Source organism: Pseudomonas sp. PP3 (genome assembly GCF_905336995.1).
Lineage (GTDB): Bacteria > Pseudomonadota > Gammaproteobacteria > Pseudomonadales > Pseudomonadaceae > Aquipseudomonas > Aquipseudomonas reinekei.
Genome location: NZ_HG995459.1, coordinates 5,359,664 through 5,381,678, shown reverse-complemented (window position 1 = coordinate 5,381,678; position 22,015 = coordinate 5,359,664). Strand labels below are relative to the sequence as shown.

At 58.9% G+C, this 22,015-nt stretch carries 21 protein-coding genes and 1 pseudogene; 12 read left to right on the top strand and 10 right to left on the bottom strand.

Annotated elements, in window-relative coordinates; all coding sequences use genetic code 11:
• Positions 1 to 2 precede the first annotated feature (2 nt).
• A complete protein-coding gene (locus tag KHO07_RS24485) occupies positions 3 to 608 on the bottom strand; it encodes a hypothetical protein (RefSeq protein ID WP_212625780.1) in 606 nt (201 codons plus the stop codon).
• A 54-nt stretch (positions 609 to 662) separates the two neighbouring features.
• Positions 663 to 1,139, bottom strand: a complete 477-nt coding sequence (locus KHO07_RS24480) for a PAS domain-containing protein (RefSeq protein ID WP_150731859.1) — start codon at positions 1,137 to 1,139, stop codon at positions 663 to 665.
• Positions 1,140 to 1,241: 102 nt separating this feature from the next.
• On the opposite strand from KHO07_RS24480, the gene KHO07_RS24475 reads away from it, so the two are divergent.
• The 4 genes from KHO07_RS24475 to KHO07_RS24460 all read left to right on the top strand — a co-directional run bounded on the left by KHO07_RS24475 (position 1,242) and on the right by KHO07_RS24460 (position 4,654).
• On the top strand, positions 1,242 to 1,697 hold the full coding sequence (locus tag KHO07_RS24475) for a flavodoxin (RefSeq protein WP_212625779.1): 456 nt from the start codon (positions 1,242 to 1,244) through the stop codon (positions 1,695 to 1,697).
• A 235-nt stretch (positions 1,698 to 1,932) separates the two neighbouring features.
• Entirely contained in the window at positions 1,933 to 2,715 is a 783-nt protein-coding gene (locus KHO07_RS24470; RefSeq protein ID WP_212625778.1) for a class II aldolase/adducin family protein, read from the top strand.
• A complete protein-coding gene (locus tag KHO07_RS24465) occupies positions 2,715 to 3,617 on the top strand; it encodes an alpha/beta hydrolase (RefSeq protein ID WP_212625777.1) in 903 nt (300 codons plus the stop codon). The genes KHO07_RS24470 and KHO07_RS24465 overlap by 1 nt, the downstream gene beginning before the upstream one ends.
• 125 nt (positions 3,618 to 3,742) lie before the next feature.
• Entirely contained in the window at positions 3,743 to 4,654 is a 912-nt protein-coding gene (locus KHO07_RS24460; RefSeq protein ID WP_212625776.1) for an SDR family oxidoreductase, read from the top strand.
• A 50-nt stretch (positions 4,655 to 4,704) separates the two neighbouring features.
• On the opposite strand, the gene KHO07_RS29310 is transcribed toward KHO07_RS24460, so the two are convergent.
• The 3 genes from KHO07_RS29310 to KHO07_RS29450 form a co-directional block, all read right to left on the bottom strand.
• Complete coding sequence (locus tag KHO07_RS29310; RefSeq protein WP_244858248.1) at positions 4,705 to 5,328, bottom strand: hypothetical protein; 624 nt, start codon at positions 5,326 to 5,328, stop codon at positions 4,705 to 4,707.
• Between the two features lie 68 nt (positions 5,329 to 5,396).
• A complete protein-coding gene (locus KHO07_RS24450) occupies positions 5,397 to 5,627 on the bottom strand; it encodes a bacteriocin immunity protein (RefSeq protein ID WP_212627687.1) in 231 nt (76 codons plus the stop codon).
• Positions 5,570 to 5,749, bottom strand: a complete 180-nt coding sequence (locus tag KHO07_RS29450; RefSeq protein WP_348532552.1) for a hypothetical protein — start codon at positions 5,747 to 5,749, stop codon at positions 5,570 to 5,572. The genes KHO07_RS24450 and KHO07_RS29450 overlap by 58 nt, the downstream gene beginning before the upstream one ends.
• Positions 5,750 to 6,589: 840 nt before the next feature.
• Here KHO07_RS29450 and KHO07_RS24440 point away from each other — a divergent pair.
• The 3 genes from KHO07_RS24440 (at position 6,590) to KHO07_RS24430 (ending at position 12,465) form a co-directional block, all read left to right on the top strand.
• Positions 6,590 to 8,383, top strand: coding sequence for a DUF1302 domain-containing protein (locus KHO07_RS24440; protein ID WP_212625775.1), 1,794 nt, complete (start codon positions 6,590 to 6,592; stop codon positions 8,381 to 8,383).
• A 22-nt stretch (positions 8,384 to 8,405) separates the two neighbouring features.
• Positions 8,406 to 9,776 (top strand): DUF1329 domain-containing protein, encoded by a 1,371-nt coding sequence (locus tag KHO07_RS24435; protein ID WP_212625774.1) that lies wholly within the window; start codon positions 8,406 to 8,408, stop codon positions 9,774 to 9,776.
• Between the two features lie 139 nt (positions 9,777 to 9,915).
• Positions 9,916 to 12,465 carry a LuxR C-terminal-related transcriptional regulator gene (locus KHO07_RS24430; protein ID WP_212625773.1) on the top strand — a complete coding sequence of 850 codons (2,550 nt, stop codon included), beginning with the start codon at positions 9,916 to 9,918 and terminating at the stop codon, positions 12,463 to 12,465.
• A 17-nt stretch (positions 12,466 to 12,482) separates the two neighbouring features.
• On the opposite strand, the gene KHO07_RS24425 is transcribed toward KHO07_RS24430, so the two are convergent.
• Positions 12,483 to 13,283 carry an IclR family transcriptional regulator gene (locus tag KHO07_RS24425; protein ID WP_212625772.1) on the bottom strand — a complete coding sequence of 267 codons (801 nt, stop codon included), beginning with the start codon at positions 13,281 to 13,283 and terminating at the stop codon, positions 12,483 to 12,485.
• Between the two features lie 165 nt (positions 13,284 to 13,448).
• On the opposite strand from KHO07_RS24425, the gene hmgA reads away from it, so the two are divergent.
• The 3 genes from hmgA to maiA are packed head-to-tail and all read left to right on the top strand — an operon-like array spanning position 13,449 to position 16,709.
• On the top strand, positions 13,449 to 14,753 hold the full coding sequence (hmgA, locus tag KHO07_RS24420) for a homogentisate 1,2-dioxygenase (protein WP_212625771.1): 1,305 nt from the start codon (positions 13,449 to 13,451) through the stop codon (positions 14,751 to 14,753).
• A 3-nt stretch (positions 14,754 to 14,756) separates the two neighbouring features.
• Positions 14,757 to 16,061: a fumarylacetoacetase gene (fahA, locus tag KHO07_RS24415; RefSeq protein ID WP_212625770.1), complete on the top strand. Its 1,305-nt coding sequence runs from the start codon at positions 14,757 to 14,759 to the stop codon at positions 16,059 to 16,061.
• A gap of 12 nt (positions 16,062 to 16,073) precedes the next feature.
• Entirely contained in the window at positions 16,074 to 16,709 is a 636-nt protein-coding gene (gene maiA / locus KHO07_RS24410) for a maleylacetoacetate isomerase (protein ID WP_212625769.1), read from the top strand.
• An 84-nt stretch (positions 16,710 to 16,793) separates the two neighbouring features.
• On the opposite strand, the gene KHO07_RS24405 is transcribed toward maiA, so the two are convergent.
• The gene (locus KHO07_RS24405) at positions 16,794 to 17,597 is read right to left on the bottom strand and encodes a transglutaminase family protein (RefSeq protein ID WP_212625768.1); all 804 of its coding nucleotides are present in this window, start codon (positions 17,595 to 17,597) and stop codon (positions 16,794 to 16,796) included.
• Positions 17,598 to 17,780: 183 nt separating this feature from the next.
• Here KHO07_RS24405 and KHO07_RS24400 point away from each other — a divergent pair, with 183 nt between their 5' ends.
• A complete protein-coding gene (locus tag KHO07_RS24400) occupies positions 17,781 to 18,800 on the top strand; it encodes a Glu/Leu/Phe/Val dehydrogenase dimerization domain-containing protein (RefSeq protein ID WP_150731871.1) in 1,020 nt (339 codons plus the stop codon).
• Between the two features lie 184 nt (positions 18,801 to 18,984).
• On the opposite strand, the pseudogene KHO07_RS24395 reads toward KHO07_RS24400, so the two are convergent.
• Positions 18,985 to 19,224: pseudogene (locus KHO07_RS24395) on the bottom strand (YebG family protein); the annotation flags it as partial.
• Positions 19,225 to 19,499: 275 nt separating this feature from the next.
• Between KHO07_RS24395 and KHO07_RS24390 the strand changes: the two are divergent.
• Positions 19,500 to 20,000, top strand: a complete 501-nt coding sequence (locus KHO07_RS24390) for a phosphate-starvation-inducible PsiE family protein (RefSeq protein WP_075947567.1) — start codon at positions 19,500 to 19,502, stop codon at positions 19,998 to 20,000.
• On the opposite strand, the gene KHO07_RS24385 is transcribed toward KHO07_RS24390, so the two are convergent.
• Together KHO07_RS24385 and KHO07_RS24380 are read right to left on the bottom strand one after the other, a co-directional pair.
• Complete coding sequence (locus tag KHO07_RS24385; protein ID WP_150731874.1) at positions 19,997 to 20,314, bottom strand: DUF3509 domain-containing protein; 318 nt, start codon at positions 20,312 to 20,314, stop codon at positions 19,997 to 19,999. The genes KHO07_RS24390 and KHO07_RS24385 overlap by 4 nt on opposite strands.
• Positions 20,315 to 20,601: 287 nt before the next feature.
• Positions 20,602 to 21,978 carry an L-serine ammonia-lyase gene (locus KHO07_RS24380; RefSeq protein ID WP_212625766.1) on the bottom strand — a complete coding sequence of 459 codons (1,377 nt, stop codon included), beginning with the start codon at positions 21,976 to 21,978 and terminating at the stop codon, positions 20,602 to 20,604.
• Positions 21,979 to 22,015 lie beyond the last annotated feature (37 nt).

Genomic DNA, 22,015 nt, shown 5'->3' with positions numbered 1-22,015 from the left:
CGTCAGAGATGCAGGGAGGGGTGGGTCAGGCGGTGCTGCTGCAGGATGTACTGGCGCAGACGCTCGGTTTCATCCTTGTCGTCCTGGCTCAACTGATAGGCATAAAAGCCTTGTTCGGTTTCCTTCTCGAACGTGCCGCGCAAGGCGATTCGCTCATAGCCTGAGGGGCTGAACCACAAGGCGAAATGCTTCGGCGCCTTGGTTTTGTTGCGTACTTCCAGCAGCACACCCTTGAACGACACTTCATGCACCCACATCGTGCCGGGCTGGCCCTTGGCATTTTCAAGCGCTACCGGCTCGTCGAGCACCAGCCGCCACGGGCGGATCAAAGGGCCGTCCTCGTAAATGCTGGGAACGCCGAGTCGCAGATGCATCGCGTGAAACTCGTCTTCCACCAGGTGCAGGGGGAAGGTCATCTGCTGATTTTCGAAGTTGGCCTGGATGGTGACTTGCTCATGCGCGGCCAGGCGCGTGAGCAGGTCACGGATCTGCGAACCACCGTTGACGAGCAGACTCGACGTCGCATCCCGCACATTGAGTTGCGGGTTATGTTGCATGGTCTGGATAAAATCCAGCTCATCCTGGGTCAGGAGCGCGTCGCGTTGCATAGCAGACTCGAAAGATATAGTTACAAAGTCATTGGTGATTGTAGTTAATGACAACTAATTCGCTGATTTGTTTGCGCCGTTCGTCGCCTTCATTGCAGCAAGCTCGGCCTGGACTTCCGCCAGCTGCGCTTCAAGCTGTGCAACCCGCTGTTGCGCCTTGACCTGAACGGTCACGTCTTTCTGCACGCCGATGAAGTAAACCTGCCCGTCATTCGGATTTTTCACCGTGGAAATCGACAGCTCGTTCCAGAAGGGCGTGCCGTCCTTGCGATAGTTTCTGATGATTTCCCGGCAGGAACCTTCGTTGCTCAAGGCATCGCGGATCAGCGGGAGGGCCTGTTGGTCGCGGTCTCCGGACTGAAGAAAACGGCAATCCTGATAGAGGATTTCTTCGCTGGTGTATCCGGTCAGGCGTTCGAATGCGGGGTTAACGTAAATCAGGATCTTGTCTTGTTCGCCTTCCTTCTCGGCAATCACGATGCCGTCGTTGGAGGCATTGATGGCCAGTTGCAGCAGCTTTGCGTTGATCATCGGAGAAACCCTTCCTTGTTGGTTGTCTGCGGCATTCTAAAAGAACAATGCACGCCGTGCTGTTAATATCCCGCTCTTTCACTCAGCTTCAGGATCAGATTGATGAAAGTCGCCATCATTTCCGGCTCGGTCTACGGCACGGCTGAAGAGGTAGCCCGTCACGCCGCGAACATTTTGAACGCCGCCGGTTTCGAAACTTCGTACAACCCACGTGCAAGCCTTGCCGATATCCAGGCCTTCGGTCCTGAGGCTTTTCTGGCCGTGACGTCGACCACAGGCATGGGCGAATTGCCGGACAATCTTCAACCGCTGTATTTCTCGATTCGCGACCAGTTGCCAGCCGCATGGCGTGGCTTGCCGGGCGCGGTCATCGGGCTGGGTGATGCGAGCTATGGCGATACCTTTTGCGGCGGTGGCGAATTGATGCGCGAATTGTTCGGTGAATTGGGGGTTCGCGAAGTCCTGCCGATGCTGCGTCTGGACGCCAGTGAAAGTGTCACTCCGGAAACCGATGCCGAGCCCTGGCTGGCAGAACTGATCAGCGCATTGCGCGGTTAATCGACAGCTTCAACGTTTGCTTCAATGGCTTGTCACGGATCTGTCGAGGCTGCTTCAAAGGGGCGCCTCGGCTTACTTGGCGGCGGTACTTTGACACGGATCCAAACTCTTTGAGCCACTGACTCGTTCGGCCATCAAGCTGGCTGCCAATGCAACTACGGGAACCCCGGAGGCTGACTAGACTCGGTAGTCATTGGAAGCACTCCACAATAAAAAAGAGCCGAGGTTCCTTGCCGTGAGCGTAGCCCCCGTCCAATCCTCACACAGCGTCAAAGACCTGGTCAGCGAAGCGGAATGGCAGGCCCGTGTCGACCTCGCGGCCTGTTATCGCCTGGTGGCCCTGCACGGCTGGGACGATCTGATTTTTACCCACATCTCCGCCAAAGTGCCTGGCACCGAAGATTTCCTGATCAACCCGTTCGGCTTGATGTTTCACGAGATCACCGCGTCGAGCCTGGTCAAGGTCGATCAGGCCGGTAACAAGCTGATGGACAGTCCCTACGAGATCAATCCGGCTGGCTACACCATCCACAGCGCCGTGCACGAAGTCCGCCACGATGTGGTCTGCGTGCTGCACACCCACACGGCGTCGGGTGTGGCGGTCTCGGCGCAGAAGCAAGGGATTTTGCCCATCAGCCAGCAGTCGCTGTTTGTCCTGTCGAGCCTCGCGTATCACGCCTATGAAGGCGTTGCGCTGAATCACGAAGAGAAGGCGCGACTGCAAGCCGATCTCGGCGAGAGCAATTTCCTGATGCTGCACAACCACGGTCTGTTGACCTGCGGCAGCACCATCGCCGATACCTTCCTGATGATGTTTACCTTTCAGCGCGCCTGCGACATTCAAGTCATGGCGCAGAACGGTGGTGCCGAGCTGATCGCCATCGAACCGCAGATTCTTGCCGGTGCCAAGGCGATGATCGCCGGGGTCACCAAAAGCTCCCAAGGAATGGGCGGAGCGCTGGCCTGGCCGGCGCTGCTGCGCAAACTCGATAAACAAGACCCGGGTTATAAACTCTAATGCCACTCACCGAGATCCCTCTGAGTGTCTGGCGCAAACGCGGCCAGACTTTCGAGTTCCATGGTCAGACCATCCATTACTGGACGGCAGGGCAGGGTGAGCCGCTGTTGCTCATCCACGGCTTCCCGACTGCCAGTTGGGACTGGCATTACCTCTGGCAACCGTTGTCTCAGCGCTATCGGGTGATTGCCTGCGACATGCTGGGCTTCGGCGATTCGGCCAAACCGGTGAACCACGCATACAGCCTGCTGGAGCAGGCCGACCTGCAACAGGCGTTGCTGGCCCATTTGCATGTCGAGCAACCCGTGCACGTATTCGCCCATGATTATGGCGACAGCGTGGCCCAGGAGCTGCTGGCCCGGCATTACGAAGCGCGAATCAACCTCGCCAGTTGCGTATTCCTCAATGGCGGCTTGTTCCCGGAAACCCACCGTCCGGTCTTGATGCAAAAACTGCTGCTCAGCCCCTTGGGCTGGATGATTGGTCGCGCCTTCAGTCGCGACGGCCTGGTAAAAAGCTTCCGCCAGATTTTCGGCCCCCAGACCCGTCCCAGCGAAAGCGAGATGGATGATTTTTGGAGCCTGGTCGAAAGCAATCGCGGGCCACGGATCATGCACAAGTTGATCAGCTACATTCCTGAGCGACGTGTGCAGCGTGATCGCTGGGTCAGTGCCATGCAGCGAAGTGACGTGCCGCTGCGGGTGATCGATGGCGCAGTCGATCCGATATCCGGCGAACACATGGTCACGCGTTATCGCGAGTTGATACCCGATGCGGACACCGTGCTGTTGACCGACATTGGTCACTACCCCCAGATCGAAGCACCGTGCCAGGTGCTCAAGCATTACCTCGCGTTTCGCGACCGGTTGGTGTTGCCCTCGCTCAAAGTCGCTTGTTCCTGAAGGCTGGGGCTCATCATCCCCCAGCCTTATCGCACACCATTCAGCCTCCCCCGTGTTCATTGTGAGCCGTAGCGCCGTGCCTGACACTCCAAGGTAATGTCCCTGGCCTGCTGGAGTTTTCCCACATGAATGAGTCTGTGCGCTTCGAAGATAAAGTCGTGATCATCACCGGTGCAGGTGGCGGCCTGGGACGGGCGCATGCACTGCTGTTCGCCAAACAGGGCGCGAAAGTGCTGGTCAATGACCTCGGTGGCTCGGCCCAGGGCGAAGGCGCGAATGCCTCGGCGGCTGATCGCGTGGTGGCGGAAATCCGTGAGGCCGGCGGCACCGCCGAGGCCAACCACGACTCGGTCACCGACGGCGACAAACTGGTCCAGCACGCCCTCGATGCCTTCGGCCGGGTCGACGTGGTGGTCAACAACGCCGGGATTCTGCGTGATAAAACCTTCCACAAAATGGACGACGCCGACTGGGACCTGGTTTACCGCGTCCACGTCGAAGGCGCCTACAAAGTCACCCGCGCCGCCTGGCCGCACATGCGCGAGCAAAACTACGGCCGGGTGATCTTCACTGCATCCACTTCAGGCATCTACGGCAACTTTGGCCAGTCCAACTACGGCATGGCCAAGCTCGGCCTCTACGGCCTGACCCGCACCCTGGCCATCGAAGGCCGCAAGAACAACATCCTGGTCAACGCCATCGCCCCCACCGGCGGCACCCGCATGACCGAAGGCCTGATCCCGCCACAAGTGTTCGAACAACTCAAACCTGAACTCGTCAGCCCGTTGGTGGTGTACCTGGCCAGCGAAAATTGCCAGGAAACCTCCGGCCTGTTTGAAGTCGGTGGCGGCTGGATGGGCAAAGTCCGCTGGGAACGCAGCCTCGGCGCCGGGTTTGATCCACGGGTAGGGTTCTCCCCGGAAGACGTGGCCGCGCATTGGCAGCAGATTTGCGATTTCGAAGGCGCGGCGCATCCGAAGGACAATATTGAGGCGTTGAAGGAGATGATGGGGAATTTGCAGAAGTATGCGATTTAAGGGTTGTGGATGCCCCAAGGCGCAGGGATACGGCTTGGGGATATCTGGGTTCAAGCGTATTTTTTTATTGTGACGAAATCAGGGGTATCCCAGTTCAGTCCTTTGACTGCGATTGCGGCTACACCTTCAGCGATAACACCGTCATGGAAAAGCTGCTCATAGGTTCTCACCAGTTCACCATTGGCAATCACTTCGAATCGATATCGTCCAAACAGTCGATCTATTGAAGGAAAAGCCAGACTAATCGCAAAAACCAGCAACAAGTCTTTTACTGACTCGTTCTTTACGATCTGCTCAAGAGCGGTAATCGAAACTTTTGTCCCTGTGACGTTTTCATATGCCTGAAGCTCTTGTCTTTTAGATACCTCTATCGCTTCATTTGTATAGCGTAGCGTTTCATCGTCGCTGAGCTTGAGGTCCTCCAATGCAGCGGTATGGACATTGTTCCAGATGGATGGATTACTTTTGGGTATGAAATCATCAGCTATACCCATGGCTCGAAATCTTTCAACCATCCGTAGGGTATGTACGTAAAATCGCCGATCTGTGTCAGTCATTTCCAGTGCGCCTTGCAAGATCCGCTCAAGGCGCCCAACCATGATTGTGTCTGGGTTAGAACGAGTCTTTCGACGAAGATGTAGACAAAGCTGCTCCATTGTTTCTTTATCGATCATTGTCGTACTCAGTTTTTTGGGGGAAATTTCGCCAGGGATTGACGGTTGAATTGTGCCAAACCTCTGATTTACAGCTGCGTGGTGGTGTTATTTTGGTCAGGCTTGAATCCCGGCTTTCCGCTAGCCGAACGCCATTGTTTTATTGAGTTCAATACTCCGCTTGGGCTGTCCTCGATACCTTCTCTTGGGTCATACAAAATACCCGTTCCATCGGGATGTTCTGAGGTGAGTACGATATTTTCTACAACTGCATCGTGCTCGTCTTCGGATGAATAGGTGCCTTCGAATAATAGTTTGATACCGGAGCAAGTCCGCGTTTCATGTCCATTTGTCTAAGTTGTGTAAATTGGCCGCTCAAAAAAGCATCATCAGCTACGGCCTTCCAAAATGCCCTGCAAAAAGCGTCAAAGCTTGAAAACATCCGTCCTCGAAGCTTATCCGCAATCTGCGTGGGAACCGGTGCTCCCTCTATCATTAGACTGCTCTCAACCAAGTTTTTGAAATTATCTGTTCGTTATCGTTGGTAACACCAGACTTACTCCACAGATCCCAGAACATCGTAAAGATTGGAGGGACTGCCGGAGATGCCGGAAAACAGTGCGGTTATAAATTAGCGTAAAGCTGAAAGTAATGGGTCTGAGAAGCTTGTGAGTATTTACGAAGAGGGTTGTGAGAGTTTTCGAAAGGGTGGGGCTAAAGACAGGTTTGTCTTCTGCCTGAAAAGAGGTTTCCTATGCAGTTATAGGAAGTGTTCTGTAGGACTAGTTTTAAACATCGAGCGAGATACGCTGGCTCACAAAACAAACGCCCATAAAAAAGGCCGCTGCAAACGCAGCGGCCAAAGCAAGACGTTGGATCCAGGAGCTACAAATCAACGTCGGTGTACACGGGGCGATGGTTCGAAACGTTCAAATCATCTGAAATCTGTTGCGAGCTACAGGGCGGGATCGCTTGTCGTTGCTTCGCGCTTTCCGGCTGTTTTGCGTGAAAGCCCGGCAAGAATAAGTCTTCGCCGGCAACGGAAAAACAGCGATTACGGACATGCACCGTTACCGTGTGCGTAACAGTTAGCCTGCTTGCAGCGTAGTCGATGAATTCGACTGATGCCGCCACATCGCGTCCATTTATACCCCGCGCAATCCCACGTTCCACACCGCCAGTCATCCTTTAGAGGTACATCACGAATACCTCCTTGGTGCGCTTATCGCACTCGGCGGGCGGCAGTAGGGTGAGGCCTTCTGTCACTCACCGGGGAAGACGCATGACAAAAACAACAATGCGCGCCATCTTCACTCCGCAGGCGTTGGCTGCCGCGGTTGCCTTGGGCTGCTGTGCCCAGGCACAGGCTGTTTCATTCAACATCGGGGAAATCGAAGGGACGTTCGACTCTTCGCTGTCGGTCGGCGCGAGTTGGGGCATGCGCGATGCAGATGATGCCCTGGTGGGCACGGTCAATGGCGGTAGCGGGCAGGCGTCGACCGGTGATGACGGGCGGCTGAATTTCAAGAAGGGCGAAACCTTCTCGAAGATCTTCAAGGGCATTCACGACCTTGAATTGAAGTACGGCGATACCGGCGTGTTCGTCCGCGGCAAGTACTGGTACGACTTCGAGCTCAAGGACGAAGACCGGCCGTTCAAGCCGATCAGCGATCACAATCGAAAAGAGGGTTCCAAGTCTTCCGGTGCGCAGATCCTCGACGCCTTCGTCTATCACAACTATTCCATCGCTGATCTGCCGGGGACCGTTCGCGCCGGCAAACAGGTCGTGAGCTGGGGTGAAAGTACCTTCATCGGCAACTCGATCAACAGCATCAACCCGGTCGACGTTTCCGCATTCCGCCGTCCTGGCGCCGAGATCAAGGAAGGGCTGATTCCGGTCAACATGTTGTTTGCCTCCCAAGGCCTGACGGACAAGTTGACCGTCGAAGGCTTCTATCAACTGGAGTGGGACCAGACCGTCGTCGACAACTGCGGCACTTTCTTCGGGGGCGACGTGGTGGCGGACGGGTGTGACAAGGGGTACACGGTTGCCAACCCGGCCATTGCGCCGTTGCAACCGATTGCTGCAGCCTTTGGCCAGGGCTTCGAGGTGACCAGCGAAGGCGTGGTCGTACCCCGTGGTGGCGACCGCGATGCGCGGGATTCGGGGCAGTGGGGGACCGCGTTGCGTTGGCTGGGAGACGATACCGAGTACGGTCTGTATTTCATGAACTACCACAGCCGTACGCCGACGGTCGGCACCACCACCGCCGGCCTCAGTACGCTGGCCAGCATTCCGGGAATCATCACCACGGCCAACCGCATTGCGCCGGGTAGCGGTGCGGGTCTGGCGCAGAGTGTGATGCTCGGGCGTGGTCAGTATTACCTCGAATACCCCGAAGACATTCGCCTCTACGGTGCGAGTTTTTCCACGACGCTGCCTACCGGTACGGCGTGGACCGGCGAAATCAGCTATCGCCCCAACGCGCCGGTGCAGATCAACACCAACGACCTGACGCTGGCGTTGCTCAACCCCATTGCCGGGGGCGCAGCTTCACCGATTGCGACCTCGCCGGGCGCTGACAACAAAGGCTATCGCCGCAAGGAAGTGACGCAGATCCAGAGCTCCCTGACGCACTTCATCGATCAGATTGCCGGCGCCGATCGCCTGACCCTGGTGGGCGAAGCGGCGGTGGTGCGGGTCGGTGGCCTGGAGTCGCGCAGCAAGCTGCGTTATGGCCGCGATTCGGTTTACGGGCAGTACGGTTTCGGTGGCGACACCGACGGTTTCGTGACCTCGACTTCCTGGGGTTATCGCGCCCGGGCAATCCTCGATTACAACAACGTCATCGCCGGGATCAACTTCAAACCCAACCTTTCGTGGTCCCACGACGTCGCCGGTTACGGCCCCAACGGGTTGTTCAACGAAGGTGCCAAGGCCGTCAGCCTCGGTGTTGATGCGGACTACCGCAACACCTACAACGCAAGCCTCAGTTACACCGACTTCTTCGGTGGTGACTACAACGTGCTCGAAGACCGCGACTTCGTGGCGTTGAGCTTTGGCGTGAACTTCTGATCTGGCTGAAAGGATGAATTCAATGCGCAAGATGATTCTGCAATTCGGTTCCGCACTGGCCCTGAGTCTGCTGGCCGTCAACGTGATGGCCGCGGTATCGGCGGAAGAAGCCAACAAGCTCGGCACCACGCTCACGCCGCTGGGCGCCGAGAAGGCCGGCAATGCCGACGGCTCGATTCCGCCGTGGACCGGTGGTATCCCGAAAAATGCCGGGGCGGTGGACAGCAAGGGTTTCCTGGCCGATCCGTTCGCCAAGGAAAAGCCGCTGTTCATCATTACCGCGGCCACGGTCGACAAGTACAAGGACAAGTTGTCTGACGGGCAGGTCGCGATGTTCAAGCGCTACCCCGAAACCTACAAGATTCCGGTCTACCCGAGCCACCGCACCGCGGCCCTGCCGCCGGAAGTCTATGAAGCGGCCAAACGCAGCGCGTTGAACGTGACGCCGACCAACGACGGCAACGGCCTGGCCAATTTCACCGGCAATCGCTACTACGCTTTTCCGATTCCGAAGAACGGGGTCGAGGTGATCTGGAACCACATCACCCGTTATCACGGCGGTAACCTGCGTCGCACCATTACCCAGGCAACGCCGCAGTCCAACGGCGATTTCACCGTCATCCGATTCAAGGACGAAGTGGCCGTGCCATCGCTGCTGGGTGATTTGAAACCGGGTAGCGATGAGAACGTTCTCAACTATTTCAAACAGGAAGTGACCGCGCCGGCACGGTTGGCAGGCAACGTGTTGCTGGTTCACGAGACGCTCGACCAGGTCCAGGAGCCGCGCAAAGCCTGGATCTACAACGCCGGCCAGCGTCGTGTGCGGCGCGCGCCACAAGTGGCGTATGACGGTGTGGGTACTTCGTCCGATGGGCTGCGCACCACCGACAACTTCGACATGTTTTCCGGCGCGCCGGATCGCTATGACTGGAAGCTGGTCGGCAAGAAGGAAATGTACATCCCGTACAACAGCTACAAACTCGACTCGCCTGACCTTAAATACACGGACGTGATCAAGGCCGGCCATATCAACCAGGACCTGACCCGCTATGAGCTGCACCGGGTCTGGGAGGTGGTGGCCACGGTCAAGCCTAACGAACGGCATGTCTACGCCAAGCGCCATATGTACATCGATGAAGACACCTGGCAAGTGGCGCTGGCGGACCACTACGACGGTCGCGGCCAGTTGTGGCGAGTGGCCGAAGGGCATGCGCAGTTCTACTACGATCATCAGGTGCCGGCCTATACCGTCGAAGCGCTGTATGACTTGATTGCCGGTCGCTACATTGCCTTGGGGATGAAGAACGAGGAGAAGCGCAGCTTCGAATTCAACATCGCGGCAAAAGCTGGGGACTACACACCGGCAGCGCTCAGGAGTACAGGTGTGAGGTAATCTTCCTACAGCCTCCTGCACAAAAAGGTGACCTCGCAGTCACCTTTTTTATGGCTGCAAATCAGTGTGCTGAATACTTCTTCAATAAGCGCTCGGGAGGGGGCTAGGGTGGCGCCACAACTATAAAAGGCGCACTACTATGACTGCCATGACGTTGTGTCTGGACCGTCCTGGATTTCTGCCTCGCTTGTCCTCCCATCACCTGACTCGTGAGCGTTTGGTCGAGCCGTTGCTGGCTTCGACGGCTCGAGTGAAGTTGCTCTGCGCACCCGCCGGCAGCGGCAAGAGTGCGCTGCTCACCGAGTGCCTGTTGCGCGCGCCGGTGGACTGTCGGCTGTGTTGGTTGCCGATGGCCGGGGAGTCCCTGGATGTCGGCGCTTTTCAGCAACGCCTGGCGCAAGCGCTGGGTTTGGGTTCGTTGGACGAGCCTGAGTTGCTGGATTACCTGACCCATTTACAGACGCCGACCTGGTTGTTCATTGACGATTATTGCCGGGTTTCCAACCCGGAACTCGATCGCTTTCTGGATCGGCTACTGGCGGTCAGAAGCCCCGGGTTGAATTGGTGGCTGGCCTCGCGCCGACGTCCACAATGCAACTGGCCCCGGCTGATGCTCGACGATGAGTTGTACGAGTGCGAGGCGCGTGCGCTGGTGTTCACCGAGTGTGAAGTCCAGCATTTTCTGAGCCATGTCGAGCCGGTACTCGCCACCCATACCGCCCGCAGAATTATCCAGCGCAGTGGCGGCTGGTGTGCCGGTGTACGTATTGCCTTGCTTGGCGGCTGCCAGTGGGCCGCCGAGCAGGACAAACAGGAACGCTCGGCGACACTGCTCGACTATCTGCACCACGAACTGTTCAGCACGCTGGCGCCGGAACTGATTGAAGCGTGGCAGGTACTGGCGCATTTTCCGCGATTCAATGCCAGCCTCTGTGAGCATCTTTTCGGTGCCGGCGAAGGTGCGCAGTGGCTGCATGCCCTGCAGGACATGGGTTGTTTTATCGAACCGTGGGAGGACTCCGCCGAATGGCTGCGGGTGTTTGTGCCTCTGGCCAGGGCCATGGGGGACGAGCGCGGTTCGGCGGGGCGGGCCTGGCATCGGCGCGCATGCCAGTGGTTTTGCGCCGAGGAGGACTGGCAGGGGGCGTTCGAACACGCGCTGCTGGCGCAAGAGTTCGAGGTCGCCGTCAGTCTGCTGCAGCACTTCAGCCTTGAGCATTTATTCCGTCGAGAAAACGTGCGCTTGTTGTTGAATCTGCATGAGCGTCAGGGCGAAGGGTTGACCCTCGGCTCACCGCAGTTGGTCGGTCTGATCACGGCGGCGTTGTTGTTCGCCGGACGCTTCGACCAGGCGGCCGAGTGCATTGCGCAACTGGCCCGGTTCGCACCGCAACCGAGCGCCACGCTGCAGCGGCAACTGCTGGCACGCTGGCAGGCACAACAAGGTTGGCTTTTGCATCTGTTGGGGCGCGTGGACGCGGCACGTGCGCACTTTATCGATGCATTGGATGAATTGTCTCCGGATGCCTGGCCTGCGCGTCTATTGTGCCTGTCCGGGTTGACCCAACAGGCCTTGCTCAACGCCGAACTTGACGCTGCGCAGGCCTTCAATCGTGAGGCGTTGTGCCTGGCCCGTGCGCAGGGTTCGTTGCTGTTTGAAGGCCTGCTTGAACTGGATCATGCACAATTGCTGGAGCTGCGAGGCGCTCCCCGACGAGCCGAAAGTTTGTTGGCCGATATCCATGAAATGTTGAGTCGACAGGCTGATCGCCCGACGCCGTTGCTGGGAAGAATTGCCTTGCAGCGCGGGCGGCTGGCGCTTTGTCAGGGGCAGGACGCAGTGGCCGCCGAATTCTTCCAGTCCGGTTTGCAGGACTGTCTGCACAGTCAGGACAAGCGTGCGCTGTATGGTTTTCTCGGGCAGGCGCAACTGGCCGCCAATCAACGCGATTACGCCCACGCGTTCGATCGCTTGCGCGAAGCCGAGCGCCTGATGCAGCAGCGGCAGATTCCCGATACGGTTTATCGGGGTGTGTTGCTGCAGATCAGCAGTCATTTCTGGTTGCAGCAGGGGCGCCCGCAATTGGCGCGCGAAGCGTTGACCCGGGTGCTGCGTCACTACCGCGGGCCGTATGCCCGTCAGGCACCTCCAGCGACTTTCATGCTGATTGCCCGAGTCGAGTATTTACTGGTGCTTGCTCAAACCCGATTGCAAGAGGCGCAACAGCCGCTCGAACGGCTCAAAACCTTGCTCGATCACGCACAGCAACACGCAATGCTGGCGCTGGAAACGGAATTGCAGTTGGCTATCTGCGAAGTGGCGGACCTGATCGGCGAGACTGAACTGGCAACCTCGGCATTGCAGGCGGGCCTGAAGTTGGCAGGGCGTGGTCAACAGCAACAGGCCGTGTGTGAACTGCGACTGCGTCAACCGAGCTTGCTAAGCCGTTACGGCGTGGACGACGAGTCTGCGGCCACAATGGACAGCAACCCGTTGAGCGGTCGGGAACTGGAGGTACTTGGCCTGATTGCCCAAGGCAACTCCAATCAGCAAATCGCCGAACAGTTGTTCATCTCATTGCATACGGTGAAAACCCATGCACGGCGAATTCATAGCAAGTTAGGTGTGGAGCGTCGCACGCAAGCGGTGGCGATAGCGAAAAAGTTGGGGCTGATTTCCCGGGAGTAATGCCGGCACAACCCTTTTCAGGCGTTGGCTGGCGTTGCCTGATAACCCATTCGCCAACTGACGGCGCGCGTCGCGGCCAGCAAGCGCTGTGCTGCCGGGCCGTTCTCGTCGGCATGAAACAGCGAAGTCGGGCCGACCACGGTCAACACGGCCACGACATTGCCCATTGCGTTCAACACCGGTGCCGACAAGGCATCCACGCCGGGCATCAACAAGCCATGCACATGATGCAGGCCACGCGCGCGAATCTGCTCGCACATCTGCGCATAAGCCTGCTCATCTTCCAGTGCGTGATTGGCATGCTCCTGCAACTCCCGGTCGCGCAGTTCCACGGTTTCGCGCTTTGGCAGGTAGGCGCCAAAGACCAGGCCAGTCGAAGAGCTGAGCAAAGGCAACACCGAGCCTAGTTGCGTCACCACCGTGACCGCACGCACCGCGGGTTCGATGCGGACCACGGTCGCGCCCTGATTGCCCCATACCGCCAAAAAGCAGGTTTCGTTCAAGTCATCGCGTAATTCGGCCAGGGGCAGGGCGGCGACATTCAGTACATCCATGCTGTTGAGGGCTGCAAGGCCAACGCGCAAGGCTTCACGGCCCAGGCCGTAATGGTTGGTCGCCGCATTCTGTTCGGCAAAACCGCTGGCGATCAGCGCCTGCAAATAGCGGTGAACCTTGCTCGCCGGCATCTGCACATGTTCGGCCAGACGCGAGAGTGATGTCGAAGGCGACAACTCGGCCAACGCCTTGAGGATATCGGTGCCCACCTCGGCGGAGCGGACTTTCTGTTTACCGTTGCTGTCGCTGCTGGGCTTTTCCATGGCGGTGCTGTGATCCCGGGACGAATGGGCGTCTTTATAGCTTGACGGTCAATACCAATCAAATTACGTTATGCGTAATTGAATTACGATAAAAATAACCCAGACGTGCCATCAGCCCTGCAACAGAGCGATCGGCCACCGTCGACTCCCTGTTCAGGAGGCTCCATGAACCCCGATTCAACCGCCCCGGCGTTGGCTTATCAGTCAGGCTTCGGCAACGAATTCAGCAGCGAAGCGCTACCCGGTGCATTACCGGTCGGTCAGAACTCCCCGCAAAAAGCCCCTTACGGCCTCTATACCGAACTGTTCTCCGGCACCGCTTTCACCATGGCTCGCAGCGAAGCGCGGCGGACCTGGATGTATCGCATTCAGCCATCAGCCAATCACCCGGCCTTCGTCAAACTCGATCGGCAACTGGCCGGCGGCCCATTGGGTGAAGTGACCCCCAATCGCCTGCGCTGGAACCCGCTGGAGATTCCCGCTGAACCGACAGATTTCATCGATGGCCTGGTGAGCATGGCGGCCAATTGCGCGGCTGAAAAACCGGCCGGCATCAGCCTCTACTACTACCTCGCCAATCGTTCCATGGAGCGGGTGTTTTTCAATGCCGACGGCGAAATGCTGTTGGTGCCGCAACAGGGACACCTGCGCATCGCCACCGAACTCGGCGTGCTGGAAGTGGCGCCGCTGGAAATCGCCGTGCTGCCACGGGGCTTGAAATTCCGTGTCGAGCTGCTGGACCCACAGGCCCGCGGCTACATCGCCGAGAACCATGGTGCGCCCCTGCGTCTGCCGGACCTGGGGCCGATCGGCAGCAATGGCCTGGCCAATCCACGGGACTTCCTGACACCGGTCGCGGCTTACGAACACCTCGCGCAACCGACCACCCTCGTGCAGAAATTCCTCGGCCAGTTGTGGGGCTGTGAGCTTAATCATTCGCCACTCAACGTCGTCGCCTGGCATGGCAACAATGTGCCGTACAAGTACGACCTGCGCCGTTTCAACACCATCGGCACCGTCAGCTTCGATCACCCGGACCCGTCGATCTTCACCGTGCTGACTTCGCCGACCAGCGTCCACGGCCTGGCCAACCTCGATTTCGTGATCTTCCCGCCGCGCTGGATGGTTGCCGAGAACACCTTCCGTCCACCGTGGTTCCACCGCAACCTGATGAATGAATTCATGGGCCTGATCCAGGGCGAGTACGACGCCAAGGCCGAAGGCTTCCTGCCCGGTGGCGCCTCGTTGCACAGCTGCATGAGCGCCCACGGCCCGGATGGCGAAACCTGCACCAAAGCGATCAACGCTGAGCTCAAACCGGCGAAAATCGATAACACCATGGCGTTCATGTTCGAGACCAGCCAGGTGCTGCGCCCGAGCCGCTTCGCCCTTGATTGCCCGCAACTGCAAAACGCTTACGACGCCTGCTGGGCCACGCTGCCAGCCACTTTCGACCCAACCCGGAGATAACCCATGACGCAGACTTCCATCACTCGCAGCTGGGTTAATTCCGCCAACGGCCATGCTGACTTCCCCCTGCAGAACCTGCCGTTGGGCGTGTTCAGCGTGAAGGGCTCGGCGCCACGCAGTGGCGTGGCCATCGGCGAGCACATTTTCGATCTGCAAGCCGCGCTCGATGCCGGCCTGTTCGACGGCGCCGCGAAAGCGGCCGTCGAAGCCACCCGTGGCGGTCAGTTGAATGCGTTCTTCGAATTGGGTAGTGCCGCTCGTGTGGCCTTGCGCGAACGCTTGCTGGAACTGTTGAGCGAAGGCAGCACCCTGCACGGCAAGATCGAAGCCCAGGGCGCAAAACTGCTGCCGCTGGCGGCGGATTGCGAGATGCACTTGCCGGCGAAAATCAACGACTACACCGACTTTTACGTCGGCATCGAGCACGCGCAGAACGTCGGCAAACTGTTCCGTCCCGACAATCCGTTGTTGCCGAACTACAAGTACGTGCCGATCGGTTATCACGGCCGCGCCTCGACGATTCGTCCCTCCGGCACCGACGTGCGTCGCCCGAAAGGCCAGACTCTGCCGGCCGGTCAGACCGAGCCAACCTTCGGCCCGTGCGCCCGTCTGGACTACGAACTGGAGCTGGGCATCTGGATCGGCCGGGGCAACGAGATGGGCGACTCGATCGCCATTGGTGACGCTGCTGACCACATCGCCGGTTTCTGCCTGCTCAATGACTGGTCGGCGCGGGACATCCAGGCTTGGGAATACCAGCCGTTGGGGCCATTCCTGTCGAAGAGTTTTATCACCAGCATTTCGCCGTGGGTCGTGACCGCTGAAGCGCTGGAGCCGTTCCGTCGTGCCCAGCCTGCGCGTCCGGAAGGTGATCCGCAGCCACTGCCGTACCTGTTCGATAAACGCGATCAGGCGGCGGGTGGCTTCGACATCGAACTGGAAGTGTTGCTACTCACTGAAGCCATGCGCGAGCAGAACCTGCCGGCCCATCGCCTGACCCTGAGCAATTCGAAACACATGTACTGGACCGTGGCGCAAATGGTCGCGCATCACAGCGTCAACGGCTGCCAGTTGCAAGCCGGTGACCTGTTCGGTTCGGGCACGCTGTCGGGGCCGGAGAACGGTCAGTTCGGCAGCCTGCTGGAAATCACCGAGGGCGGCAAAAAGCCGATCGAGCTGGCGTCTGGCGAGGTGCGCAAGTTCCTTGAAGACGGCGACGAGATCATCCTGCGTGGCCGTTGCAGTCGCGAAGGTTTTGCCTCCATCGGCTTTGGCGAATGTCGCGGCAAAGTGCTGCCGGCGCGCTAAGGGGAACGGGTCATGGAACTCTATACCTACTACCGTTCGACCTCGTCCTACCGGGTGCGCATCGCGTTGGCCCTCAAGGGGCTGGACTATCAGGCGCTGCCGATCAACCTGATCGCGCCGCCCGGTGGCGAGCACCGTCAGCCGCCGTATCTGGCCATCAACCCGCAAGGTCGCGTGCCGGCCTTGCGCACCGATGAAGGCGCGTTGCTGATCCAGTCGCCGGCGATCATCGAGTATCTGGAAGAACGGTATCCACAGGTGCCGCTGCTGTCCAAAGACCTCGCCTCGCGGGCTCAAGAGCGCGGCGCGGCCGCCGTGATTGGCTGCGACGTTCATCCGTTGCATAACGTCAGCGTGCTCAACCGGCTGCGGCAATCGGGTCATGATGAACCGCAGGTGGTGGAGTGGATCGGGCACTGGATCAGCCAGGGATTGGCAACGGTGGAGCAGTTGATCGGTGATGAGGGTTACTGCTTTGGCCCGCAGCCCGGTTTGGCGGACGTGTACCTGATCCCTCAGTTGTATGCGGCTGAGCGCTTCAGCATTTCCCTTGAAGACTATCCGAAGATTCGGCGAGTGGCGGCACTGGCGGCTGCGCACCCGGCGTTCATCAAGGCGCATCCGGCGAATCAGCCGGACACCCCTTGAATTAGAAGCAAGATCAAATGATCGCAACCTTCGGCAGCCCCTGCACAAGTCCAGGGCGCTGCCGAAGGCTGCGATCTTTTGCTTTTAGTGGACAATTGAATTGGGCGGCAAATGCCCCAGGCGCTCGGTGAGGCGAATCCGCTGGATCGGGTCATCGCTGAGCAGCAAGGCATGTTCGAGGTCAAAACGCTCGGCATTGGGGCAGTCCAGCCGTTGGTAAAGACTGGCCCGGGCCAGGTAATCGGCGGCATTGGCGTTACCCAATTCCAGCACGCGCTCGGCGTCGATCAGGGCGCCGATAAAATCGTCGTGGGAAAGGTGCAACTGGCGCAGGTTGCGCGACAGGCGTTGCAGCATCTGCACGGGTTCGGCATTCACCAGATGTTCGGCATTGAGCTTCATGTTCGGGCCGTACTGGCGGTGCAGCAGTTCCCGGCAATCGTTGGGGTAGAGGCGGCGACCGCCACAGGGATCGAGCAAGTGATCGGCGCCGGGCACACGCAGAAGAAAATGCCCGGGGAAATTGACCCCGATCAAGGGAATTTCCAGGCCTCTGGCCAGCTCCAGCGCAATCAGCCCCAAGGCCAATGGTTGCCCGCGTCGACGTTCCAGCACTTTGTTGACTAACGCCGCTTGCGGGCGCAAGGGGGTGGCATCGTCCTGCGCAAAGCCCAGATCATTCATGCGCCGCAACAACGGCTGCGCCAGTTCGCTCACCGGCAGCATCGGCAAGCCGCCACTGACCCGCTGTTGCAGCTCTCGCACATTTGCCAGCACCGCCTCGGGGTCCACCTCATTGTCATGCTCGGCGCAAATCCACAGCGCCGCCTCGAACAGCGCAGGCGGTGAACGTTGCAGGCAAGCGAAAAACGATTGGCGCGGCGTCATTGAAATCTCCCGGCAATGCCTCGTTTTAGCCCCGTCTCCTGTATTCGTCCAGTGCCTTACACGGGCTGCAACAGGTTATTTCCGAAAGGCTGTATGGCCGCGTCGCTTATTCCGGTGTGCTTCTGCAATTTTTGAGCGCAAGCCTATACTGGCGACTACAAGAAGTGATTCGGGAGCCTTACGATGTTCGCTCTCATGCAAAGCACTCGCCTTGAATCGCTGCATCTGAGCGTCGACCCGGTTACCGGGTTGAAGGCGGTCATTGCCATTCATAACAGCCGACTGGGGCCTGCCCTGGGTGGTTGTCGTTACCTTGCCTATCCCAGCGACGAATCCGCGGTCGAGGATGCCATACGCCTTGCTCAAGGCATGAGTTACAAGGCTGCACTGGCCGGCCTGGCCCAGGGCGGTGGGGTGGCGGTGATTATCCGACCTGCCCATGTCGCCAACCGCGCAGCGCTGTTCGAAGCGTTCGGGCGTTGTATCGATCAGCTCGACGGTCGCTACATCACGGCTATCGACAGCGGCACCTCGGTGGCGGACATGGATTGCATCGCTCAACAGACCCAGCACGTCACCAGCACCACCTCGGCGGGTGACCCGGCGCCGCATGCGGCAATGGGCGTGTTCGCCGGCATTCGCGCCACCGCCATGGCCCGTCTGGGCAGCGATAATCTCGAAGGCTTGCGCGTGGCCATCCAGGGCCTGGGCAATGTCGGCTTTGCCCTCGCGGAACAGCTGCATGCCGCCGGTGCCGAGCTGTTGGTCAGCGACATCGATCACGGCAAGGTGCAACTGGCCATGGAGCAGCTTGGCGCGCATCCCATTGCCAACGATGCGTTGCTCAGCACACCTTGCGACATCCTCGCGCCGTGCGGCCTGGGCGGGGTGCTCAACAGCCATAGTGTGACGCAGTTACGCTGCTCGGCGGTGGCCGGGTCGGCGAACAACCAGCTGACGCATTTGGACGTGGCTGATCAACTGGAACGGCGAGGCATCCTTTACGCACCGGATTACGTGATAAATGCCGGTGGGTTGATCTATGTTTCGCTCAAACATCGTGGTGAAGAGTTGGGGACCATTACCGCGCACTTGTCGAAAATCAGTTCGCGACTGACCGAAGTGTTTGCTCATGCCCAGGCGGAGAAGCGCTCGCCGGCGCGGGTAGCCGATGAGTTGGCGGAGAAAGTGTTGTATCGATAACAAGGTCCTGCCAATGAAAAAGGCCCTGACTCCATCGGACTCAGGGCCTATTCAATTCTGACATTGCCTACTTGGCTGCTTTCGCGGCCTTGGCTGGCTTGGCCGGGGCGATCGGCTCAGCGCTCACCTCTTCGGCAGGTGCCGCTACTTCAGCCGGTTCGGGCGCTTCGACAGGTGCGCTGAGCAATTCGGACAGGGCGTCCGGCTGGCTCTTGAACGCCTTGGCGAACACATCGCGATTCTTCGCCATGTAGATCCCGGCTTCTTCCACTTGCTGCTCGCTCAGGGACGGAACGGCTCTTTGCAACACTTCAGCCAGCAACTCGGCCAGTTCGAGCATTTTGTCATGACGGTCAGCTTCGGCTTTATCCATGAACAAGCGCTCCAGATCTCGGCTGCTGCGGTATACCACTTCGACGGCCATTCACCACCTCACATGCCTTCACATTGGTTGTCGGTTTCGACTACTGTATCTATATACAGCGAAAAGGATAAGCGAATCCCTTTGCTTTGGGTAGTGGCTTTTCAATGTAGTCCGGATTCAGGGTTTGTCAGGTCAGCCCGCACGAGGTGCGACCAAACGCCACGGCGCGTTATCGAGGGCCGCTCGCCATCATGGAGTGGCCTTTTTTCTGCATGCAGATAAACGTCACGTCCAACCCGCATTATCCGGTCGAGTCGACCTAAGGAAGCATCATCGTGAAAATCAACTGGGCCGAAAAGCTGCGGCAGAACGTGCATGAACTGGCTGAGTCCCTGGGTAACCTGTTCGTCGAGACCTTTCACTACCTGGCCCTGTTCGCCATCGGTGCCGTGACTGCGTGGGCGGCGGTGATGGAGTTTCTCGGGATGCTCGAAAAGGGCCACATCAAGATCGACGACATCTTGCTGCTGTTCATCTACCTGGAACTGGGGGCGATGGTCGGGATTTATTTCAAGACCAACCATATGCCAGTGCGCTTCCTGATCTACGTGGCGATCACTGCGCTGACGCGGCTACTGATCTCCAACGTGTCGCACCACAATCCGCCGGACCTGGGGATCATTTACCTGTGCGGCGGGATTCTGCTGCTGGCATTTGCGATTCTGGTGGTGCGGTACGCGTCGTCGCAGTTTCCATCGGTGAAGATAGAAAACCCGCACCGTAAAACCGGCGCGGGCTCCAGTGAACATCCGGAAGTGGAGAAGGGCGAGCTTTAAAGCCCCATGGCGGGACGCGGGCGCCCTTTGGCTTGTGGTGGCGGCAGGCTGCGCGTGCCGCCATCGGTCATGGATTCAAGGATGGCCACGGCGCTGTGGCCTTGTTCGATGGCGATGCCGAACTGAATGCTTTGTACCAGTCGTTTTAGGCGTTCGGGGTCATTGCGTTGCTCGGCGCTGATCATGCGTTTGGCAACGACCCGACCGCTGTTGGAGAGGGTCAGCATGATGCTGCCGTCCAGACCCTGAATGCTCAGGTTGATCTGATAATCCGCTGCAAAGGCATCGGTAATGAGCTGAAAAGGGTTGTCCATGATGCGTCACCGCCTGATTGAACGTGCAGTTGTTGACCGGCCATGATCGGGTTGGTTCGCAATGCCGGACCACCGGCATCTCACGGCCATATCGCCATCATTGTTCCAACAGGGGTGTAGCAAGGGGCATGCCGTAAAGATTGTCGGACAATCAGTCGCATGAAATTACCCCCGGTAGGAGCCGGCTTGCTGGCGATGGCGATTAATAAACCGCCATCGCCAACAAGCCGGCTCCTACAGATTTTGCCCGATCGAGGGCAATTCGCCTGGGCGTGCCTCCAAACCGGTCAGCACTCCACCCAGTTCACCGCCAGGCCGCCGCGTGATGTCTCCTTGTATTTGTCGTGCATGTCGGCGCCGGTGTCGCGCATGGTGCGGATCACCCGGTCCAGGGAGATGAAGTGCTTGCCATCACCGCGCAGGGCCATTTGCGTGGCATTGATCGCCTTCACGGCGGCAATCGCATTGCGCTCGATGCACGGCACTTGCACCAGTCCGCCCACCGGGTCGCAAGTCAGGCCGAGGTTGTGTTCGAGGCCGATTTCCGCGGCGTTTTCCAGTTGTTCCGGCGTGGCGCCCAACACCTCCGCCAGCCCGGCAGCCGCCATGGCGCAGGCCGAGCCGACTTCCCCCTGGCACCCGACTTCGGCACCGGAGATCGAGGCGTTTTTCTTGCACAGAATGCCGACCGCCGCCGCCCCCAGAAAAAAGGCGACAACGTCGTCGTCCGACGCGTCCGGGTTGAATTTCATGTAGTAGTGCAAGACCGCCGGAATGATACCCGCCGCGCCGTTGGTCGGTGCAGTGACCATGCGTCCGCCGGCGGCGTTTTCTTCGTTCACGGCGAGGGCAAACAGATTCACCCATTCCATGGCCGAGAGGGTCGAGGTGATGACATTCGGCTTGCCGATTTCCAACAGGCTACGGTGAAGTTTCGCCGCACGACGAGGCACATTCAGACCGCCCGGAAGGATGCCTTCGTGGCTCAGGCTCTGCTCGACGCATTCGCGCATCACCGACCAGATGTGCAGCAGGCCCTGACGGATCTCGGTGTCACTGCGCCAGGCCCGTTCATTGGCCATCATCAATTCGGAAATCCGCAGACCGTGTTGGTTGCAGAGCTGGAGCAATTCCACAGCGCTGGAAAAATCGTACGGCAACACCACGTCGCTGGCCGGTGCAACGCCGGATTCGGCTTCAGCCGCTTCGATGATGAAACCACCGCCTACCGAGTAATACGTCTGCTCGAACAGTTCGCCGGTTTCGCCGAAGGCTGTCAGGGACATGGCATTGGGGTGGTAGGGCAAGCTTTCGTCGAGCAGCAGCAGGTCGCGTGCCCAGTCGAAAGCGATGGTCGCCTGGCCTGCCAGGCACAGTTCGCCGGTTTCGCGCAGGGTGTGGATGCGGCTGTCGATGGTGGTGGGGTCGATGCTGTTCGGCCATTCACCCATCAGGCCCATGACGCAGGCGCGGTCGGTGGCGTGACCCACGCCGGTGGCTGACAGGGAGCCGTAGAGGCGGATCTCCACCCGTCGCACATCCCTCAGTAAAGCCTGATCGATCAGCGCTTGGGCAAAGGTCGCCGCCGCGCGCATCGGACCAACGGTATGGGAGCTGGACGGACCGATGCCGACTTTGAAGAGATCAAAAACACTGATAGCCATGCTAAAGCCTATTCCTGAAATGGAAGATGAATCGCTG

Excerpts from the sequence above, each read along its gene's own strand:
- KHO07_RS24485 (WP_212625780.1), bottom strand. The coding sequence starts at position 608 with ATGCAACGCGACGCGCTCCTGACCCAGGATGAGCTGGATTTTATCCAG.
- KHO07_RS24480 (WP_150731859.1), bottom strand. The coding sequence starts at position 1,139 with ATGATCAACGCAAAGCTGCTGCAACTGGCCATCAATGCCTCCAACGAC.
- KHO07_RS24475 (WP_212625779.1), top strand. The coding sequence starts at position 1,242 with ATGAAAGTCGCCATCATTTCCGGCTCGGTCTACGGCACGGCTGAAGAG.
- KHO07_RS24465 (WP_212625777.1), top strand. The coding sequence starts at position 2,715 with ATGCCACTCACCGAGATCCCTCTGAGTGTCTGGCGCAAACGCGGCCAG.
- KHO07_RS24460 (WP_212625776.1), top strand. The coding sequence starts at position 3,743 with ATGAATGAGTCTGTGCGCTTCGAAGATAAAGTCGTGATCATCACCGGT.
- KHO07_RS29310 (WP_244858248.1), bottom strand. The coding sequence starts at position 5,328 with ATGATCGATAAAGAAACAATGGAGCAGCTTTGTCTACATCTTCGTCGA.
- KHO07_RS29450 (WP_348532552.1), bottom strand. The coding sequence starts at position 5,749 with ATGTTTTCAAGCTTTGACGCTTTTTGCAGGGCATTTTGGAAGGCCGTA.
- KHO07_RS24440 (WP_212625775.1), top strand. The coding sequence starts at position 6,590 with ATGACAAAAACAACAATGCGCGCCATCTTCACTCCGCAGGCGTTGGCT.
- KHO07_RS24435 (WP_212625774.1), top strand. The coding sequence starts at position 8,406 with ATGCGCAAGATGATTCTGCAATTCGGTTCCGCACTGGCCCTGAGTCTG.
- KHO07_RS24430 (WP_212625773.1), top strand. The coding sequence starts at position 9,916 with ATGACTGCCATGACGTTGTGTCTGGACCGTCCTGGATTTCTGCCTCGC.
- KHO07_RS24425 (WP_212625772.1), bottom strand. The coding sequence starts at position 13,283 with ATGGAAAAGCCCAGCAGCGACAGCAACGGTAAACAGAAAGTCCGCTCC.
- hmgA (WP_212625771.1), top strand. The coding sequence starts at position 13,449 with ATGAACCCCGATTCAACCGCCCCGGCGTTGGCTTATCAGTCAGGCTTC.
- fahA (WP_212625770.1), top strand. The coding sequence starts at position 14,757 with ATGACGCAGACTTCCATCACTCGCAGCTGGGTTAATTCCGCCAACGGC.
- maiA (WP_212625769.1), top strand. The coding sequence starts at position 16,074 with ATGGAACTCTATACCTACTACCGTTCGACCTCGTCCTACCGGGTGCGC.
- KHO07_RS24405 (WP_212625768.1), bottom strand. The coding sequence starts at position 17,597 with ATGACGCCGCGCCAATCGTTTTTCGCTTGCCTGCAACGTTCACCGCCT.
- KHO07_RS24400 (WP_150731871.1), top strand. The coding sequence starts at position 17,781 with ATGTTCGCTCTCATGCAAAGCACTCGCCTTGAATCGCTGCATCTGAGC.
- KHO07_RS24385 (WP_150731874.1), bottom strand. The coding sequence starts at position 20,314 with ATGGACAACCCTTTTCAGCTCATTACCGATGCCTTTGCAGCGGATTAT.
- KHO07_RS24380 (WP_212625766.1), bottom strand. The coding sequence starts at position 21,978 with ATGGCTATCAGTGTTTTTGATCTCTTCAAAGTCGGCATCGGTCCGTCC.